The organism is Streptomyces sp. DT224, assembly GCF_049844595.1.
Taxonomy (GTDB): Bacteria; Actinomycetota; Actinomycetes; order Streptomycetales; family Streptomycetaceae; genus Streptomyces.
The window spans coordinates 79,868-97,317 of sequence record NZ_JBNCLI010000011.1 but is presented as its reverse complement, the minus strand read 5'-3'; the positions used below and the strand labels follow the sequence as shown (position 1 = coordinate 97,317).

The window sequence follows — 17,450 nt, the reverse complement described above, 5'->3', positions numbered from 1 at the left end:
ACGACGGACCGGTTACAGCGTGAGGGGCTGCACTGGGAGGGGGGTGCAGCCCCTTCTGCTGTGCTCAGGCCGTCTCCGGCTTCTTCGGCGGCACCGCGGGCATCCCCAGGAACGGCAGCCTGAGCGCGCCGAACGCCTCCTTCGCAACCGCCGGTGCCTGCGGCTCCACCGCCGCCAGCCGCTCGTACGCCTCGCCCTGCGCCGGACGCGGGTCCGGCTCGCCCTTGTTCGGCCAGAACGACATGGCGCGCTCCGCCTGGGCGGTGATCGTCAGCGACGGGTTGACGCCGAGGTTCGCGGAGACCGCCGAGCCGTCGACCACCGAGATGCCCGGGTGCCCGAACAGCCGGTGGTACGGGTCGATGACGCCCTCGTCCGCGGTGGCGCCGATCGGGCAGCCGCCGAGGAAGTGGGCGGTGAGCGGGGTGCCCATCAGCTCGCCGATGTTGGACCCGGGGAAGCCGTTGATCTCCTCGGCGAGCAGGGTCGCGCTCCGGGTCGCCTCGGCGATCTGCGTGGGGTTGGGCGCGCCGTGGCCCTGGCGGGCGGTGAGCAGGCCCTTGCCGATGCCGCGCGGTTTGCGGTAAGCGGTCAGGGAGTTGTCGAGCGACTGCATGACGAGCCCGATGATGACCCGCTCCGACCAGCGCCGGTTGGAGAGCGAGCGGGCGGCGATCGTGGGATGCCTGACCACGTTGCCGAGCCAGGCGAGGACCCGGTGGGCGCTGTAGGGGACCTGGACGATGGTGAGGCCGCCCATGGCGTTGGAGCCCTTGCCGTAGCGGACGGGCTCGATGTGGGTGTTCTCGTCGGGGTGGATGGACGAGGTGATGGCGACGCCCTTGGTGAAGTCGGGCTTCGTACCGTGCTTCCTGCGGTAGCGCCGGTCGGAGGTCTGGGCGCCGACCAGGCCCTCGGAGTTGGTACGGGTCAGCTCGCCGAGCCTCGCGGAGAGCCGGGGCAGCAGCCCCTTGTCCTTCATCGTGTGCAGCAGCGTCTGGGTGCCGTACGTGCCCGCCGCGACGACCACCTCGCGGGCGCGCAGGGCCGTGGGCTTCGCCTTCTTCCGGCGGTCGGTGGGCACGGTGGCGACGCGGTAGCCGCCTTCGGGGTGCTCGGTGACGGCGACGACCGAGGTCATGGGGTGGATGACCGCGCCGGCCTTCTCGGCGAGGTGGAGGTAGTTCTCGTTGAGGGTGTTCTTCGCGCCGTGGCGGCAGCCCGTCATGCACTCGCCGCACTCGGTGCACGCCTTGCGCGCCGGGCCCGCGCCGCCGAAGTACGGGTCCGCGACCGTGCCGCCGGGCTTCGCGCGCGCGGTGCCGTCCGCGTCCTGGCCGTCGCCGAAGAAGACGCCGACCGGGGCCAGGTGGAAGGTGTCGCCGACGCCCATGGCCTCGGCGGCCGCCTTGAGGTGGACGTCGGAGGGGGTCGTCGTGGGGTTGAGCCGGACCCCGAGCATCCGCTTGGCCTGGTCGTAGTACGGCTTCAGCTCGTCCTGCCAGTCGGTGATGTGCGCCCACTGCCGGTCCTCGAAGAACGGCGCGGGCGGCACGTACAGCGTGTTGGCGTAGTTCAGCGAGCCCCCGCCCACCCCGGCACCGGCCAGCACCATCACCTTGCCGAGCAGGTGCACGCGCTGGATGCCGAAGAGGCCGAGGGCGGGTGCCCAGAGGTAGTTCTTCAGGTCCCAGGAGTTCTTCGGCAGGGTGCCCGGGGTGAAGCGGCGCCCCGCCTCCAGGACGCCGACCCGGTACCCCTTCTCGGTCAGCCGCAGCGCCGAGACCGCGCCGCCGAAGCCGGACCCGACGACGATCACGTCGTAGTCGTACGCGGCGTCGTCGTCGGCCGCACCGGCCGGCCGTTCCTGATTCTGGGCAGGGCTGTCCTGGGACATGGCACTCCTCGGTACGAAAAGGACAGAAGTGGTGCGGGGGCGCCCCCAGGAGGGCTCAGCGCGGACGGCGCCCCCAGGAGGGCTCAGCGCAGGCGGAACGCCTTCATCACCTTCAGGCTGCGGGTCATGAACGCCGCGTACTTCTCGTCGTCCATCCCGAAGGACGGGGCGAGCGGGATCAGCCGCTGCTGGGCGACGGTCTGGGCCTCCGTGTACTTGAGGATGCCCTCGGAGCCATGGCGCCGGCCGAGGCCGGAGTCCTTCATGCCGCCCATCGGGGACTGCACGCTGCCGTACGCGGGGGCGTACCCCTCGTTGATGTTGACGGTGCCGGTGCGCAGCCGGGCGGCGATCCGGTGGCCGCGCTCGGAGTCCTTGGTCCAGACACTGGAGTTCAGGCCGTACGGGGTGGCGTTGGCCAGCTCCACCACCTCGTCCTCGTCGCGGAAGCGGTAGATCGAGACGACCGGGCCGAAGGTCTCCTCGGTGCAGACGGCCATGGGCGCCTCGACGCCGTCCAGGATCGTCGGCTCGTAGAAGAGCGGGCCGATGTCCGGGCGGGCGACCCCGCCGGCGACCAGCCTGGCGCCCTTCTCGACGGCCTCGGTGACATGCCGGCCGACGGTCTCCAGCTGCCGTTCGCCGACCAGCGAGCCCATGTCGGCGCCGTAGGCGAGGGCGCTGCCGAGCCGCATCGCCTTCGTCCGGGCGGCGAACCGCTCCACGAAGTCGTCGGCCACCGACTCGTGGACGTACAGCCGCTCGATGGAGATGCAGAGCTGCCCGGCCGAGGAGAAGCAGGCGCGGACGGCGCCGGCGGCGGCCTTCTCCACGTCGGCGTCCGCCAGGACCAGCATCGCGTTCTTGCCGCCGAGCTCCAGCGAGACGCCGACGAGTCGGGCGGCCGCGCCCTGGGCGACCTCGCGGCCTGTGCGGGTGGAGCCGGTGAACGAGACGTAGTCGGCGTGCTTGACGACCTCCGGGCCGACGACCGGTCCGTCGCCGAGGACGACCTGGAAGACCTCGGCCGGGAGGCCCGCCTCGATCAGCAGGTCACGCGCCCACAGGGCGGTGAGCGCGGTCTCGGTGTCGGGCTTCATCACCACCGCGTTGCCGGAGACGAAGGCGGGCAGCGCGTCGCCGACGGACAGCTCCAACGGGTAGTTCCAGGGGGCGATCTGGCCGACGACACCGCGCGGCTGACGCAGCTCGGTGACCTTGGTGAGCGTCGGCACGACCCCGGTGTGCCGCTTCGGCTTCAGATAGGCGGCGGCCCTGCGGCCGTAGTGCCGGGCGGCGACGGCGACCGCCTGGACCTCCTCGTGGGCGTGCAGCCGGGCCTTCCCGGTCTCCAGCTGGATGAGGTCGAGGACCTCGGACTGGCGCCCGATGACCAGGTCGTGGAAGCGCAGGAGTACGGCGGCCCTGTCCCGGACCGGCAGGGCGGCCCAGGCGGGCCGGGCGGCGCGGGCCCGCTCGAAGGCGGCGGCCACGTCCTCGGGGGTGGACTCCGGCAGGTCGGCCAGCTTCTCGCCGGTGAACGGCGTGTGGTTGGCGGTGCGGCCGGAGCCGCAGACTCCGCGCGTCAGCCGGGCGACCACCTCGGGCGTCACGACATCGGCGGCCGTGCGCACGCCCGCGGGGGCGGCGGCCACGGGGTTGGTGCCGGCCGTGGCGGCGGCGGAGGACGTGGGGGCCTGCGAGTCCGTCATGAGGGCGAGAGTACGTCGGTGGGAAGCCTTTGGGTACCCGTGGGTAACACCTTTTCACCGTCTCTCCCGGAGACCCGCCACACCCCCGCCGACTCAGCCAGTGATCACTGGCGACATAAGCCCTGATCAGCGGCTATCACCCGGCGGGCTACTGCTCGGCCGGGGGGCGCCAGCTGCGGAGGATCGCGTTGAACCGGTCGCGGGTCTCGTCCCAGTCGTCCGCCGGGCCCGTCATGTACAGCGCGTACTCCGGGCCACCGTCCTCCGCGAGGTACATCTGGTCGATCGCGTGCCGCGCCTCGCCGTTCTTCTCGGTCCAGGTGAACTCCCACACGGAACCGACGAAGTCGCGGTAGACGTTGCTGTTCAGCTCGATCCGCTTGTAGTCGGGCAGCCGGGTGCTCAGCTGCTTCTCCAGCCCGATCATGTGGTCGTAGGGGTGGTCGTAGTCGGGCGCCGGATCGGCGCTGACCCGGAGGTAGTGCACGCCGCCGTCGGGGGTGTAGTCGATGTTGTTCTCGTTGACCACGCGTTTCCAGCCCTCCGGCAGCAGCACGCTGAATCCGGACGGGTCCACGACGCGCCGCCAGCCGTCCGGCACGTCCTGCGTCACGGTGCCCGAAGCGCTCGGCGAGGGCGTGGGCGTCGGCGTGGGCTTCGGCGTGACCGGCCCCGGGCTGCGGGAGCCGTGCGCGGTCGTACCGCCGTCCGTGCTCCCGGCCGCCTCCGTGCGGTGCGCGTACAGCATCGCGGCGATCCCCGCGCCGCCGCCGAGCACCGCGGCCAGGGCGATGACCAGGACCCTGGTACGCCAGCGGCTGCGGCGGGGAGCCGGGGCGCGGGGGGCCGGGGCCGGTCCGGGCTGCGCGACGGGCCCGGGGTGGGGCAACACCGCGGTGCCCCCGCGCAGCATCTCCTCGGAGACCTGCTGCGTCGGGACGAACGCCTGGGCGGCCCGGGGCGCACGGCCCTCCATGGCCTCCAGGAGCATCCGCTCGGTCTCCGCCGCCGACGGGCGGTCCTCCGGCTCCTTGCGCAGCAGCGCGGTGATGACGGGGGCGAGCGCCCCGGCCCTGGCGGGCGGCGGCGGCTCCTCGGTGACGACGGCCTGCATGGTCGATATGGGGGACGTCCGGCGGAACGGCGAACGCCCCTCGACGGCCGTGTACAGCGTGGCGCCGAGGGACCACAGGTCGGAGGCGGGTCCGGGGTCGCCGCCGCGCACCCGCTCGGGCGCCAGATAGTCGATGGAGCCGACGAGTTCACCGGTCCTGGTGATGGTGGAGTCGCCCTCGATCGCGGCGATCCCGAAGTCGGTGAGCAGGACCCGGCCGTCCGGGGCGAGCAGCACGTTGCCCGGCTTCACGTCCCGGTGCAGCACCCCGGCCGCGTGTGCGGCGCGCAGCGCGCCCAGCACGTGCAGTCCTATGCGGGCGGCCTCGCGGGCCTCGATCTCGCCGCCGGACTCCTTCGCCCGGTCGGCGAGCGACGGCCCGTCCACGTACTGCATGACGATCCACGGCCGGTTGTCGTACTCGACCACGTCATGGACGGTGACGACGCCGGGGTGGGTGATCCGGGCCGCCGCGCGGGCCTCCTTCTGCGTGCGCTGGTGCAGCACGATCCGGTCCGACTCGGCGACGTACAGCCCGGCGGTCAGCTCCTTGACGGCCACCGTGCGGTGCAGCACCTCGTCGTGGGCGCGCCACACCTTCCCCATGCCGCCGCGTCCGAGGACGTCGCCCAGCCGGTACCTCCCGGCCAGCAACAGCCCCGCTTCCGTGCCCTGTGATCGATCCACCTGTGTTCCCGCCCCCGTTGGTCCGGAAGACAGGTTACGGAGCGGACGCGCGGCCACGGAACCTCGCATCGCCCACGAGACCGCACTGTGACTCAGATCCCGTGCTTCAGGCCGTCACGCGGTAGGAGACGCTGGCCTGTTGGTAGATCTCGGTGATCCGGTCGCGCTCGTCCTCGGGGCCGATGACCTGGAGGATGTGGTACCGGCCGCCGACGAGCATGACGAGGTTGCGGACGTACACCTCACGACCGTTGGCGTCCTGCCAGGTGAACTGGCCCTCGGCCATGGCCTGTCGGCCGACGTCCGTACGCCGCAGACCGCTCGCCGACGACCAGCTGGAGTCGCGGAACGGCTTCAGCTCCGGCTCCTTGTCCCGCTGGTAGTCGAGCGGATCGCTGCCGTTGGCCTTGGCGGTGTCGCGGCCGGGGACGATGAGCACACTGAACCCGTCGCTGCCGTAGCGGATCTGACGCTCCGCGTTGGCGGGGCTGCGCTGCCATCCCTTGGGCAGCCCGACCTCGAAGCCCTCGGCGTCCTTGCGGAGGGTGTAACCGGGCGCGAGCGCGGCGGCGGACCGGCTGGTCTGCGGCTTCTGCGCCCCGGACGAGGCGGGCGCGGACGGCTTCCCGGACGTGCCGGACGGGGGCTCGGGCGTCGTGGACGCGGGTGGTGCGGAGGCGGTACGGGAAGGGGCGGCGCCGGTCCCCTTGCCGTCCTCCTCGCCGGACTTGGGCATGAACAGCACCGCGTACGCGATCGCCGCGACGAGCGCCAGCATGATGAGGACGAGCAGCGTCCGGCCCAGCCGGCGCGGCTGGCCGCCCTCCCGCAGCGCGCGGGGTTCCCGTGGCTCGCGGGGCGGCTTCAGGCGTGGCTCGCGGTGGGTGACGGCGGTGCGGTCCACGGCCTCGCGGGGGAGCCGGCCGCGGGCGTGCGTCCCCCCGCCGCGCCGGGAGCGCCGCTTGCGGACGAGTTCGCCGCGCCTGCGGACGACGGGGAGCCGGGTGGCGTCCTCCGCGGGCAGCGGAACGACGTCGAACCCGGCCTCCGGTTCCGGCGCCGACCGCACGAGGGAGCGCAGCCAGCCGCTCAGCTCCTCGACGTCCGGCCGCTCGGTGGGGTCCTGCCGCAGCAGCGACTCCACGACCGGGCGCAGCGGCCCGCACTCCTCGGCGAACGCGGGCGGTTCGCCGCACACCATCTGGACCAGCTCGGCCGCACTGTCCTCGGGGTAGGGCGCGTGCCCCTGGACGGCGCGGAAGAGCAGCGCGCCGAGGGCCCACAGGTCGGTGGCGGGCCCGATGGGCGGCGCCAGCTGCCAGTTGCCGTGCACGGGTCCGGCCTGCTCGGGTGCCCACCGCTCGGTGACCGCGCCGACCACGGCGATCCGCGCCTGCCGCGCCCGCTCGGCGGCGAGCGCGGTGGCGGGCCCGCGATACCCGCCCGCGCCGGGGCCCTCGGCGTCCTCGTCGTTCCAGCGGCCGGAGGGGGCGTCGGGACCCGGGGCGTCGGCCTCGTACGCGTCGCGGCCGGGCGTCGCGGGGCCGTACGAGCCGCGGTCGCCGGGCGCCCCGTGCCCGCGGCGCGCGGCGTCGGCGCGGAGCGCGTCCTCGCGGGAGCCGCCCGCGGGCACGGGGCGCCCGGCGGCGGGCCCGTCGTCCCAGGTGCCGGCGAGGTGGAGGCGGCGGGGCGGCGGACCGTCGTCCTCGTCCTCGTCGTCCTCATCGTCGTCGTAGAAGCGGGCGTCGTACGGCCCCGGCGCGTCCGGGTCGCGCACCCAGCCGCCGGGCAGCTGCGGCAGGTCGGGGCGGGGGCGCGGCGGGATGCCGGGGCGCGGCCCCTCCGGGCCGTCGCCGTACGCGTCGTCGTCGTACGCGTCGTCGTCGTACGCGTCGTCGTCGTACGCGTCGTCCCGGGCAGGCGGCAGGGCGCTCCAGGACGCCTCGCCCGCGTCGCCGTCATACGCGTCGTCGTACGCGTCGTCGTACGCGTCCTCTTCGGGCCGTCCCGGTGCGGCGGGGCCCGACGGCGCGGTGTCGCGCGCCCATTCGTCCCGGTCCGGCGGCAGCGCCGCCCCCCGGCGCTCCTCCTCGCCCCGGCGGGCGGCGGCGCGGGTGCCCGCACGGTACGCGGCGATCGCTCCGGCCCGGGCGCGCGCGGCGGTGTCCGCCCCGGCGGCGGGCACGGGCAGCCCGGCGGGCGGCACCGGCCGGGGCGCGGGGTCCTCCTCGGAGCCGTACGGGCCCGGCTCGATCGCTGCCGGGCCCCGGGAGGCGGGGAGCAGGCCGGCGGGCGGCACGTACGGGCCGGTGGGGCCGGTCTCGACGGCGGGACCGCCGAAGCCGTCCTCGTCCGGCTCCTCGTCGTCGGGGCGCGGCACCGGGCTGTAGCCGCACAGCGCCTCCTCGGCCGCCCCGGCGGCGAGACCGGTCAGGACGACGCGTCCGTCGTCGCAGACGAGCACCGTGCGTACGGTGATGTTGCGGTGGGTCCAGCCGTGCGCGTGCAGCACGCGCAGCGCGGTGAGCACGTCGGAGCCGATCTCGGCGGCCCGGTACGGATTCAGCGGGCGCTCCGCGAGCAGCGCGGCCAGCGGGCGGGACGCGACGAGCTCGCTCACAATCCAGAGCGAGCCCGCCTCCGCGAACACGTCGAAGACCTGGTCCAGGCGCGGGTGGTCGGGCACCTGGGCCGCCGCCTGGGCGGCCTCGATGGCGCGCCGCACGGCCGGGTCGGCGGGCCGCCGGGCGGTGTGCGGCCCGGCGGACGTCCGGCCGTCGCCCTCCACGAACTCGGCGTCCACCACTTCGGGCAGCGGCACCTGACGGACCAGGACCTCCTGCCCGCTGTAGGTGTCGAAGGCCCGCGTCTCGGCGAACTCGTACGCGTCGGACGGGGGCAGCGGAAGGCGGTAGCGGTCGGCGAGCACCCGACCCGCGTAGTCGTCCACGACGCCTCCCCAGAGCGCGCTGTCCCCCGGCCACGGAGACCGCACCGAATCGGTCAATCACAGTCGGTTGCGGTGCAATTGACTGCGCGTTTCGGCTGCGTACGGTCTCCAGGCTCTCACCATACGTGGCAAGCGGCGACCACGCGGCAGGTCGGCCCAACCAGCCGCGCCGCCGCGCCGAATCCCGCCGCCTCCCGCCTCAGTCGACCGGCTTGAACGAGGCGAACGCCGCCTTCCGCAGCGCCCGGCACTCCTTGCCGTCCCACTCGTCGGCCTTACAGCTGATCATGATCGCGTAGCCGTGGTCGCTGTCGGCCTTGAAGCCCCGGTTGAGCACCCGGACCCGCTGCCCGTGCTGCGTGCGCTCGAACTGCCAGTCCGCGACGGTCGGATAGCCGTTGTACTGCACCTTCTGAATGCCCAGGTGGTGGTAGTCCGTGCTGGAGGCGGCGACCCCGCCCCGGGCGGAGTTCCAGGAGGCGGCGGCGTCGTTGCCCGGCGAGGAGGTGAAGTCGACCTGGAGGCGGGGAAAGCCGCCGTCGGCGTTGTAGATCGCGCCGGCGCCCTGGCCGGATGTGGTGTCGAAGCGGAAGCCCTTGGGCATCGCGATGGAGAAGTGGAACCGCTTGTTGGTCACCGTGCGGTAGCCGGCGGGCACGGCGTCCTGGGCCTTGCCGCCCTTCTTCCCGTCCTCGCCCTGTTCACCGGCCGCGTCGTCGTCCCGCCCCTTGCCCTTGTCCTTGCCCTTGTCCTGGCCGGCGTCCTGCTCCTTGCCGCTGTCGCCCTGTGCGGCGTCGGAGGAGCCGGACGGGGCGCCGGCGCTCGACGTCCCGGCGGGTGCGGAGGCGCCGGCGTTCTTCCCGCCGGAGTCGTCGGGCTTGTCGTCGCCCCCGCCGAGGGTGAGGGCCAGCACCGTACCGAGGACCGCGAGCACGATGACGGCCGCGATGATCGCGAGCGTGCGGCGCGGGACCACGTCCGTGAGGGACGCGCGGGGCGGGGTGACCGGAGAGGAGGCCGGGCGCTGCGGCGGCACGGCCCCGGAGGGGGACGCGGCGCCGGGGGCGGAGGCCGGCCGGGCCGGGACGGGCGGTGCGGTGACGGGGGCGGCGGCCGCACCGGCGGGGGGCGTGGTCCGGGCGTTGCGCACGGAGCGCAGCGCGCCGCGCAGCCGGTCGCGGGCGCCCTCGCCCGCGTCGCCGGACCCGGTCTTGGTGTCGGCGGCGCCCTTGGGCAGCGCCATCACCTGCGTGGCGTCGGCGGGTGCCGGGGCGGGGCGCTCCGGCTGCTCGAAGGAGCTGATGACGTCGTTGAGCAGGGCGCGCGCCCCGGCGTCGTCCAGCCGCTGTTCGGGGTCGCGGGTGAGCAGCCCGTAGATGACCTCCTCCAGCGGGCCCGCGTTCTTCGGCGGGTCCAGCGGCTCGGTCATCACGGCGGTCAGGGTCGCGATGGCGGAGCCCTTGTCGTACGGCGGGGAGCCCTCGACGCTCGCGTACAGCAGGCCGCCGAGCGACCACAGGTCGGCGGGCGGTCCCGGCTTGTGACCGCGCGCCCGCTCCGGCGAGATGTAGGAGGGGGCGCCGACGAGCATGCCGGTGGAGGTGACCGACGGGTCGCCCTCGACCTGGGCGATCCCGAAGTCGGTCAGCACGACCCGGCCGTCCTCGGCGATCAGCACGTTGGACGGCTTCACGTCGCGGTGCAGGATGCCCTCGCGGTGCGCGGAGCGCAGCACGTCGAGGAGGGCGAGGCCGATCTCGGCGGCCCGTTTCGGCTCCAGGACACCGTCCTCGCGGACCGCCTCGGCCAGCGACTTGCCCTCGATGAGCTCCATGACGATCCACGGCCGGTCGTCCTCGTCCACCACGTCGTAGACCGTGACCGCGCCGTTGTTCCGGATGCGCGCGATCGCCTTGGCCTCGCGCAGCGTCCGCGTGATGAGGCGGCGTTTCTCGTCCTCGTCGATGGCCGACGGGAACCGCAGTTCCTTGACCGCCACCGTCCGGCCCAGGGTTTCGTCGACGGCGCGCCAGACCGTACCCATACCGCCCCGGCCGAGCACCTCCCCCAGCCGGTACCGCCCCGCCAGGAGACGTCCGTCCGTGTCCCCTTGGGGCTCCCGTGCCTGCTCCGCCTCCGACATGCGTCCCCTCTGCGATCAACCCGCCCTGGCAGAGCGTTCATTGTCCCTCACCCCGGGACCGGCCCCGGTGCCGGGTCCTGGTGCCGCCCCCGACACGCGGGAACCGGGGCTCCCGGAGGCGGAGTTCCGCCGGGGCCGGGCCGAGGCGGCGTCACAGCAGCGGCACGATGTCCGGTGCCCCCAGCCTCGCCGCGTCCGCCGTCAGGTCGTCCGGCTGGCGCTGCGACTCGCGTTCCGCCTCCACCCGCTTCTCGTAGTGCTCGACCTCGCGGTCGGTCCGGCCGGCGTCCCAGCCGAGGACCGGCGCCATCAGCTCGGCGCAGAGGCGGGCGGAGCGGGTGCCCCGGTCGAAGGTCTCGATGGAGATCCGGGTGCGCCGGGTCAGGACGTCGTCCAGGTGACGCGCCCCCTCGTGCGAGGCGGCGTACACGATCTCGGCCCTCAGATAGTCGTCGGCGGCCGGCAGCGGATCGCCCAGCGCGGGGTCGGCGACGATCAGCTCCAGGATCTCCTCGGTCATCGAGCCGTAGCGGTTGAGCAGGTGCTCCACCCGGGCGACGTGGAGGCCGGTGCGGGCGGCGATCCTGGCGCGTGCGTTCCACAGGGCGCGGTAGCCCTCGGCGCCCAGCAGCGGGATGTCCTCGGTGACGCAGTCGGCGACGCGCTGGTCGAGGCCGTGCACCGCCTCGTCCACGGCGTCCTTGGCCATCACCCGGTACGTCGTGTACTTGCCGCCCGCTACGACGACGAGGCCCGGCACCGGATGCGCGACGGTGTGCTCGCGCGACAGCTTGCTGGTGGCGTCCGACTCACCGGCCAGCAGGGGCCGCAGGCCGGCATAGACGCCCTCCACGTCGTCCCTGGTCAGGGGCGTCGACAGGACCGCGTTGACGTGTTCCAGCAGGTAGTCGATGTCGGCGCTGGAGGCGGCCGGGTGCGCCTTGTCCAGGTCCCAGTCGGTGTCCGTGGTGCCGACGATCCAGTGCCGGCCCCAGGGGATGACGAAGAGCACGGACTTCTCGGTGCGCAGGATCAGGCCGGTCGAGGAGTGGATGCGGTCCTTGGGGACGACCAGGTGGATGCCCTTGGAGGCCCGTACGTGGAACTGGCCGCGCTCGCCGATCAGCGACTGGGTGTCGTCCGTCCACACCCCGGTCGCGTTGACCACCTGTTTGGCCCTGACCTCGTACGCGCCGCCCGCCTCGACGTCCTCCACCCGGGCGCCGACGACACGCTCCCCCTCCCGGAGGAAGCCGGTCACCCGGGCCCGGTTCGCCACCTGCGCGCCGTACGCGGAAGCGGTGCGCACCAGCGTGGCGACATAGCGGGCGTCGTCCATCTGGGCGTCGTAGTACTGCAGGGCCCCCACCAGGGCGTCCCGCTTCAGGGCCGGCGCGACGCGCAGGGCCCGGCGGCGGGAGAGGTGGCGGTGCATGGGCAGGCCCCGGCCGTGCCCGGAGGAGACCGACATCGCGTCGTACAGCGCGACGCCGGAACCGGCGTACAGCCGCTCCCACCCCTTGTGCTGCAAGGGGTACAAGAAGGGCACCGGCTTCACCAGGTGCGGGGCGAGCCGCTCGAGCAGCAGCCCGCGCTCCTTCAGCGCCTCCCGTACGAGGGCGAAGTCGAGCATCTCCAGATAGCGCAGGCCGCCGTGGATCAGCTTGCTCGACCTGCTCGACGTGCCGGACGCCCAGTCGCGCGCCTCGACCAGACCGGTCGAGAGCCCTCTGGTGACCGCGTCCAGCGCCGTTCCGGCGCCGACCACGCCCGCTCCCACGACCAGCACGTCCAGTTCGCGCTCGGCCATGGCGGCGAGCGCCTCGGCGCGCTCCGCGGGTCCCAGTGTCGCTGTCCTCACCGCTGCCTCCCGGTTGCTCGGGGTCCGGCACGGATCGCGGCCCCGACCATGCGTTCGGTGCCCGTGCCCACAGATCGATTCTGTCCGCGCCGCGCGACTTCAGCCACCGCCTGTGGACAACACCCGGACGACAAGGGCCACACAATGCGGCATATCGGTCATATTTACGCCTAACCTGACATAGCGCTGTCCACAGCGGTTGCGCTTTCTGCCTCCTGGTCTTAAGGGAAGGACGGCCCACCCCGTGCCTGCAGACCTCGCCGTCATCGGACTCGGTCACCTCGGCCTGCCCCTGGCCCAGGCCGCCGTCCACGCCGGTATCCACACCATCGGCTACGACACCGACCCCCGGGCCTTCGCGGAGGTCGCCGCGGGCCGTGCGCCGGTCGAGGGATCGCTGCCGGCGTCCGACATCCGCCGCATGCTCTCGCTGGGTTTCCGGCCCACCACCGACCAGGCCGAGCTGGGCCGGGTCCGCACCGCCGTGATCTGCGCGCCCACCCCGCTCGGCCCCGACCGCACCCTCGACCTGAGCGCCGTCGCCGACGCGGCCCGCGCCCTGGCCGCCCGGCTGCGCCCGCACACCACCGTGCTCCTCGAATCGGCCGTGCCCCCCGGCACCACGGAGGGCTTGCTGCTCCCCATCCTGGAGGAGGGCTCCGGGCTGCGCGGCGGGCGCGACTTCCACCTCGCGCACTCCCCCAGCCGGCTCGACCCCGGCAACCGCACCCACGTCTACGCCAACATCCCGAAGGTCATCGGCGGCCTCACCCCTGCCTGCACCGAGTCCGCCGCCGCCTTCTACGGCCGCCTCACCGACAAGGTGGTCCGGGCCCGGGGCACCCGCGAGGCCGAGATGACGAAGGTCCTGGAGACCAACTTCCGGTACGTCAACATCGCCCTGGTCAACGAGATGGCGGTGCTCTGCCACGATCTGGGCGTCGACCTCTGGGACGTCATCCGGTGCGCCGAGACCAAACCCTTCGGCTTCCAGCCCTTCCGCCCGGGCCCCGGCGTCGGCGGCCACGGCGCCCCGGTCGACCCGGGCCATCTCCCGTACCACCACCGCACCCCCGGTCCTCCGCTGCGGATGGTCTCGCTGGCGCAGGAGATCAACGAGCGGATGCCGCAGTACGTGATCCAGCGCTGCGCCACCCTCCTCAACGAACACGGAAAGGCGGTCCGCGGCGCGCGGATCCTCCTGCTCGGCGTCACCTACAAGCCGGACCTCGCCGACCAGGAGGCCTCGCCCGCGCGCGAGATCGCCACCCGGCTGATGGACATGGGCGCCCAGATCGGCTTCCACGACCCGCACGTCCTGGACTGGCGCGTCCGCCAACTCCCCGTCCCCCGCGCCGACTCGCTCTACGAGGCGGCCGCCGGCGCGGACCTCACGGTGCTGCTCCAGCACCACCGTACGTACGACCTCCAGGGCCTCGCGGTGAAGGCGCAACTCCTCCTGGACACCCGCGGCGCCACCCCCGCCGGAGCCGCCCACCGGCTCTGATGACGGGCCCTCAGCCCAGTTCCCCCAAGGATTTCGGTGGGCCGATGTCGGAACCGACTGCTAGCCTGCGGCGTCACTCCTCGCACAGAGTTGCGTAGACGTCCCCAGGGGGAGAACCCAGCATGAGCCAGCCCGTACCACCGCCGAACCAGCCCTACGGCCAGCCCCAGGGCGGCAACCCGTTCGCGGGCCAGCAGCCCGGCGCCCCGTTCGGCGGCCCCGCCCCGTTCGGCCCCCCGGCCCCGCCGGCGCGCAACAACATCGCGCTCGGCCTGGGCGCGGCCGTGGTGGCGGCCGTCGTCGGCGCGCTCATCTACGGCTTCATCCTCGGCAAGTCCGATCACCAGATCGGCTACATCGCGGTCGGCGTCGGCCTCCTCGTCGGTTTCGCGGCGAGCAAGCTTGGCGGCGCCAACCCCGCCGTGACCGTCGTCAGCGCGCTGCTCTCCATCGGCGCCGTGTACATCGGCCAGCTCGTGGGCATCTCGATCGCCCTCTCCGACCTCGCGCACGAGTCGGCGACCAGCATCTTCTTCGACCACTTCGGCGTCCTCACGGACGCGTACAGCGAGGCGGCCGACTTCAAGGACTACCTCTTCCTGGCCCTCGGCGCCGTCGGCGCCGTCGCCGGTGCGAGGAAGGGCGCGTAACGAAGACCGGAGGGCCCGGACCGCGGCCGCGGTCCGGGCCCTCCGGCGTACGTACGGGGAAACTCAGCGGCGGTGCTGCGAGTCCGCCACCGTCACCTCGACGCGCTGGAACTCCTTGAGGTCGCTGTAGCCCGTGGTGGCCATCGCCCGGCGCAGCGCGCCGAAGATGTTCATCGAGCCGTCCGGGGTGTGCGAGGGGCCGGTCAGGACCTCCTCGGTCGTGCCGACCGAGCCCAGGTCCACCAGCTTGCCGCGCGGCACGTCCTCGTGGACGGCCTCCATGCCCCAGTGCCGGCCCCGGCCCGGCGCGTCCGTCGCGCGGGCCAGCGGGGAGCCCATCATCACGGCGTCCGCGCCGCAGGCGATGGCCTTCGGCAGGTCGCCGGACCAGCCGACGCCGCCGTCCGCGATGACGTGCACGTAGCGGCCGCCGGACTCGTCCATGTAGTCGCGGCGGGCACCGGCCACGTCGGCGACGGCGGTCGCCATCGGGACCTGGATGCCGAACACGTTGCGCGTGGTGTGCGCGGCGCCACCGCCGAAGCCGACGAGGACACCGGCCGCGCCGGTACGCATCAGGTGCAGGGCCGCGGTGTACGTGGCGCAGCCGCCGACGATCACCGGGACGTCCAGCTCGTAGATGAACTGCTTCAGGTTCAGCGGCTCGGCCGCGCCCGAGACGTGCTCGGCGGAGACCGTGGTGCCGCGGATGACGAAGATGTCCACGCCCGCGTCGACCACGGCCTTGGAGAACTGCGCGGTGCGCTGCGGGGAGAGCGCGGCGGCGGTGACGACGCCGGAGTCGCGCACCTCCTTGATGCGCTGCCCGATCAGCTCCTCCCGGATCGGCGCGGAGTAGATCTCCTGGAGCCGACGGGTCGCGGACTCGACGGGCATCTGGGCGATCTCGTCCAGGAGCGGCTGCGGGTCCTCGTGCCGCGTCCACAGCCCTTCCAGGTTGAGGACGCCGAGGCCGCCGAGCTCGCCGATGCGGATGGCGTGCTGCGGGGACACCACGGAGTCCATGGGGGCGGCCAGGAACGGCAGCTCGAAGCGGTAGGCGTCGATCTGCCAGGCGATCGAGACCTCCTTCGGGTCGCGGGTCCGGCGGCTCGGGACGACGGCGATGTCGTCGAATGCGTATGCCCGGCGGCCGCGCTTGCCGCGCCCGATCTCGATCTCAGTCACGATGATGTGGCCTTTCCCTCTGCGTCTGCGTGTCCAGTATCCCCGACACATGGGAGAGGGGCGGTCCCGGGAACCTCGGACCGCCCCTCACCTGCGCTGTCGCGTTACTTCTTGCTGTAGTTCGGCGCCTCGGCCGTCATCTGGATGTCGTGCGGGTGACTCTCCTTGAGACCCGCCGAGGTGATCCGGACGAAGCGGCCCTTGCTCTCCATCTCGCCGATGGAGGCCGCGCCCACGTAGCCCATCGTCTGGCGGAGACCGCCGACGAGCTGGTACAGCACGTTGGCGAGGGGGCCGCGGTAGGGCACCTGGCCCTCGATACCCTCGGCGATCAGCTTTTCGTCGGACGCCACCTCGCCCTGGAAGTACCGGTCCTTGGAGTAGGAGCGGCCCTGGCCGCGGGACTGCATCGCGCCCAGCGAGCCCATGCCCCGGTACGACTTGAACTGCTTGCCGTTGATGAACAGCAGCTCGCCCGGGGACTCCTCGCAGCCCGCGAGGAGCGAGCCCAGCATCACGCTGTCGGCGCCGGCGGCGAGCGCCTTGCCGATGTCGCCGGAGTACTGGAGGCCGCCGTCGCCGATGACCGGGACGCCCGCGGCGCGGGCGGCCAGCGCGGCCTCGTAGATCGCGGTGACCTGCGGGACGCCGATGCCGGCGACGACGCGGGTCGTACAGATGGAGCCGGGGCCGACGCCGACCTTGACGCCGTCCACGCCGGCGTCGATCAGGGCCTGGGCGCCGTCGCGGGTTGCGACGTTGCCGCCGATGACGTCGACGGAGACGGCCGACTTGATCTTGGACATCCAGTTCAGCGCGTTGCTGTTGTGGCCGTGCGAGGTGTCGACGATCAGGAAGTCGACGCCCGCCTCGGCCAGCGCCTGGGCGCGGTCCAGCGCCTCGGGGCTGGCGCCCACGGCGGCGCCGACGAGCAGCCGGCCGTCGGCGTCCTTGGCCGCGTTCGGGTACTGCTCGGCCTTCTTGAAGTCCTTGACCGTGATGAGGCCCTTGAGGAGGCCCGCCTCGTCCACCAGCGGCAGCTTCTCGATCTTGTGGCGGCGCAGCAGCTCCATGGCGTCCACACCGGAGATGCCGACCTTGCCGGTGACCAGCGGCATCGGCGTCATGACCTCGCGCACCTGGCGCGAGCGGTCCGACTCGAACGCCATGTCGCGGTTGGTGACGATGCCGAGCAGCTTGCCCGCCTGGTCGGTGACCGGGACACCGCTGATCCGGAACTTGGCGCAGAGCGCGTCCGCCTCGGCGAGCGTGGCGTCCGGGCCGACCGTGATCGGGTCGCTGACCATGCCGGACTCGGACCGCTTGACCAGGTCGACCTGGTTGACCTGGTCCTCGACCGAGAGGTTGCGGTGCAGCACGCCGACGCCGCCCTGCCGGGCCATCGCGATGGCCATGCGGGCCTCGGTGACCTTGTCCATGGCGGCGGACAGCAGCGGGATGTTGACGCGGACGTTGCGCGAGATGAGCGTCGAGGTGTCGACCGCGTTGGGCAGCACTTCGGATGCGCCCGGCAGCAGCAGCACGTCGTCGTATGTCAGCCCGAGCGTCGCGAATTTCTCGGGCACTCCGTCGACGTTTGCAGTCATGACACCTTCCCCAAATGGCCTTGATCGGTGCGGATGTCCATGCTAACGGGCTCGGGAGGCGTCTCATTCCACGAGCAAGATCGCCAAGAAGTTCTGTAGCTTTCTACGGGGCCTGCCGCGTGGTGCACCGGTAC

The 17,450-nt window shown here is 73.0% G+C and carries 10 protein-coding genes; 2 read left to right on the top strand and 8 right to left on the bottom strand.

Going from position 1 to position 17,450, the window contains the following annotated elements; all coding sequences use genetic code 11:
- Positions 1 to 64: 64 nt before the first annotated feature.
- The 6 genes from ACLQ2N_RS26670 to ACLQ2N_RS26645 all read right to left on the bottom strand — a co-directional run bounded on the left by ACLQ2N_RS26670 (position 65) and on the right by ACLQ2N_RS26645 (position 12,364).
- Positions 65 to 1,897 (bottom strand): GMC family oxidoreductase N-terminal domain-containing protein, encoded by a 1,833-nt coding sequence (locus ACLQ2N_RS26670; protein ID WP_425816656.1) that lies wholly within the window; start codon positions 1,895 to 1,897, stop codon positions 65 to 67.
- A gap of 83 nt (positions 1,898 to 1,980) precedes the next feature.
- The gene (locus ACLQ2N_RS26665) at positions 1,981 to 3,609 is read right to left on the bottom strand and encodes a succinic semialdehyde dehydrogenase (protein ID WP_425816655.1); all 1,629 of its coding nucleotides are present in this window, start codon (positions 3,607 to 3,609) and stop codon (positions 1,981 to 1,983) included.
- Positions 3,610 to 3,757: 148 nt separating this feature from the next.
- A complete protein-coding gene (locus ACLQ2N_RS26660; protein WP_425816654.1) occupies positions 3,758 to 5,410 on the bottom strand; it encodes a serine/threonine-protein kinase in 1,653 nt (550 codons plus the stop codon).
- Positions 5,411 to 5,516: 106 nt separating this feature from the next.
- The gene (locus ACLQ2N_RS26655; protein ID WP_425816653.1) at positions 5,517 to 8,360 is read right to left on the bottom strand and encodes a protein kinase; all 2,844 of its coding nucleotides are present in this window, start codon (positions 8,358 to 8,360) and stop codon (positions 5,517 to 5,519) included.
- A gap of 199 nt (positions 8,361 to 8,559) precedes the next feature.
- Positions 8,560 to 10,503, bottom strand: coding sequence for a serine/threonine-protein kinase (locus tag ACLQ2N_RS26650; protein ID WP_425816652.1), 1,944 nt, complete (start codon positions 10,501 to 10,503; stop codon positions 8,560 to 8,562).
- A 151-nt stretch (positions 10,504 to 10,654) separates the two neighbouring features.
- Positions 10,655 to 12,364, bottom strand: a complete 1,710-nt coding sequence (locus ACLQ2N_RS26645) for a glycerol-3-phosphate dehydrogenase/oxidase (protein WP_425816651.1) — start codon at positions 12,362 to 12,364, stop codon at positions 10,655 to 10,657.
- A gap of 244 nt (positions 12,365 to 12,608) precedes the next feature.
- Here ACLQ2N_RS26645 and ACLQ2N_RS26640 point away from each other — a divergent pair, with 244 nt between their 5' ends.
- Both ACLQ2N_RS26640 and ACLQ2N_RS26635 read left to right on the top strand, forming a co-directional pair.
- Entirely contained in the window at positions 12,609 to 13,871 is a 1,263-nt protein-coding gene (locus ACLQ2N_RS26640; RefSeq protein ID WP_425816650.1) for a nucleotide sugar dehydrogenase, read from the top strand.
- 122 nt (positions 13,872 to 13,993) lie between these two features.
- Entirely contained in the window at positions 13,994 to 14,521 is a 528-nt protein-coding gene (locus ACLQ2N_RS26635; protein ID WP_425816649.1) for a hypothetical protein, read from the top strand.
- A gap of 63 nt (positions 14,522 to 14,584) precedes the next feature.
- Here ACLQ2N_RS26635 and ACLQ2N_RS26630 read toward each other — a convergent pair whose 3' ends face one another.
- Entirely contained in the window at positions 14,585 to 15,709 is a 1,125-nt protein-coding gene (locus tag ACLQ2N_RS26630; protein ID WP_425816648.1) for a GuaB3 family IMP dehydrogenase-related protein, read from the bottom strand.
- 104 nt (positions 15,710 to 15,813) lie between these two features.
- Positions 15,814 to 17,316 carry an IMP dehydrogenase gene (gene guaB, locus ACLQ2N_RS26625; protein WP_425816647.1) on the bottom strand — a complete coding sequence of 501 codons (1,503 nt, stop codon included), beginning with the start codon at positions 17,314 to 17,316 and terminating at the stop codon, positions 15,814 to 15,816.
- Positions 17,317 to 17,450 lie beyond the last annotated feature (134 nt).